Origin of the sequence: Synechococcus sp. WC101, from assembly GCF_047461555.1 — a bacterium.
Taxonomy (GTDB): domain Bacteria; phylum Cyanobacteriota; class Cyanobacteriia; order Thermostichales; family Thermostichaceae; genus Thermostichus.
In genome coordinates, this window is record NZ_JANSHG010000286.1 from 1 (window position 1) to 1,551 (window position 1,551).

At 61.1% G+C, this 1,551-nt stretch carries 2 protein-coding genes and 1 pseudogene; all 3 read right to left on the reverse strand.

The genetic code is table 11. The features are described from left to right. Positions 1-549, reverse strand: a pseudogene (locus NW809_RS12510) (CAP domain-containing protein); the annotation flags it as partial. Between the two features lie 16 nt (positions 550-565). Beyond that, entirely contained in the window at positions 566-721 is a 156-nt protein-coding gene (locus tag NW809_RS12515; protein WP_168173315.1) for a hypothetical protein, read from the reverse strand. 267 nt (positions 722-988) lie between these two features. Further along, positions 989-1,354: an ureidoglycolate lyase gene (locus tag NW809_RS12520; protein ID WP_414348675.1), complete on the reverse strand. Its 366-nt coding sequence runs from the start codon at positions 1,352-1,354 to the stop codon at positions 989-991. Between the last annotated feature and the right edge of the window lie 197 nt (positions 1,355-1,551).

Genomic DNA, 1,551 nt, shown 5'->3' on the forward strand with positions numbered 1-1,551 from the left:
TCGACCTGGCTCGGCAAAATAGATGTCCACCTGCCGCGCCAACACCCGGCCTGGATCGGGGCCGTTCAGCTCTAGGATGGGCCCAACCGCCAGGTTGCTGAAGCGGGATCCCGCCTCTCCAGCAGGGGTAAAGCAGCGCCAAGAAGGGGGCGGCTGGTGGCTGAGGGCGCCATTGGCCACCTGCATCAGGGCCGCCTGCTGAGCGGCCTCCAAGAATTCGGGATTGAGCTTCACCGACGGCAACTCGTGCAACAGCCGCAGAAAGTTGAGCCGATCCATCATCTTTTGGGCTGCTGCCGGGGTGAGGCGACCGGGATTGCAGGTGGCAGCCTGAGGCTGCTCGGCATAGATGGGGCCGGCAAAGCTGCGGGTCTGGCGATCCAACTGGCACAAGAAACCGGCGATGGGCAGCTCCCCTGCCGGAGGGGGCCCCACCGCAGTAAGGGATCCCTCCCCACCGCCGCAGGCTGCCAACAGAAAAAGGCAGAGCAGACTCAAAACCATCCCTGCCCAGACTTGCTGCAAACTGGGCAGCCGCTGCCAAGGCATGCAAGATCCTGTGGGCTTACCGACCAGCGGGGGTGGGAGTGGGCGTGAGGCTGGGGGGACTGACGGTGCTGCTGCTACCCTCGTCGCAGGCAGACAACAGTCCCAGGCACAGGAACAGGGCCAGAGCCCCCAAGAGCTGGCGGCTCACCTTGTTGAGTTGGAGTGCGGCCATCGCAACAAACCTCCAAAACGCTGCCAGGTTTGACCCTGTTCTATCACCTGGCCCAACAAGTTGCTGTGCCGAGACTTCTGTCGGCAAGGGCAGAACTCGAACCCCAGTCAAGAAATGCTCACCCAACTCAGCCGGATCCTCTAGGGCTAGAACCTGAGTTCAGCCTCTGCCCCTTCCTATAGCGTAGCTGCGGATCCCCGCACCTCTTTCCGCGCTCAAGCGTAAAGACTACATCGATTTTTTTGCCGAGACTGCAGGGATCCGTCTTCAGGGGACGATCTGAAACTCCAGGTTGTAGGTCTGGAGCAGGTTGATCGTCTCGTGGTCGGTGAGGTTGGTGTCGGCCAGCTCCAGATTATAGAAATCGATGAACTCCTCGTGGTCGAAGTAGGGGCCGGCATGCCAGGTGCCCATCTCCAGTTTGATAAAGCGATCGCCGGGCACCCGAAAAGCCTGAATCTCGTCCACTTGCAGCTCGTCGGCGGGCGGCGCGACGGCGATAAACCACTCCTTGCCGTGCAGGGATCCCAGACACTGGGTGCAGCGGGTGTGGTGGGTTATCTGGCTAAACTTGAGGCCGCGGCGGGGCAGGCGCATCAAGTAGAAGCGGGGCTGGCCCTGATTCAAAACCAACTGGGCATCTTAGCTGTCGAAAGGCTTGTCGTCGGGAGCAGGGTAGATCGCCTGCCCGTAAGGGGCAAAGTTGGTAGTGTCGCGTATTTTGTGGGTTAAGCATGGAGGGCGGAATGGACCGAGAGGAGCTCAAGAGGTTGACCAAGGAGGAGATCAGCCGGCGCATCCGGGAAGGGGTCAAGGCCGTCATAGTGCTC

Excerpts from the sequence above, each read along its gene's own strand:
- NW809_RS12515 (WP_168173315.1), bottom strand. The coding sequence starts at position 721 with ATGGCCGCACTCCAACTCAACAAGGTGAGCCGCCAGCTCTTGGGGGCT.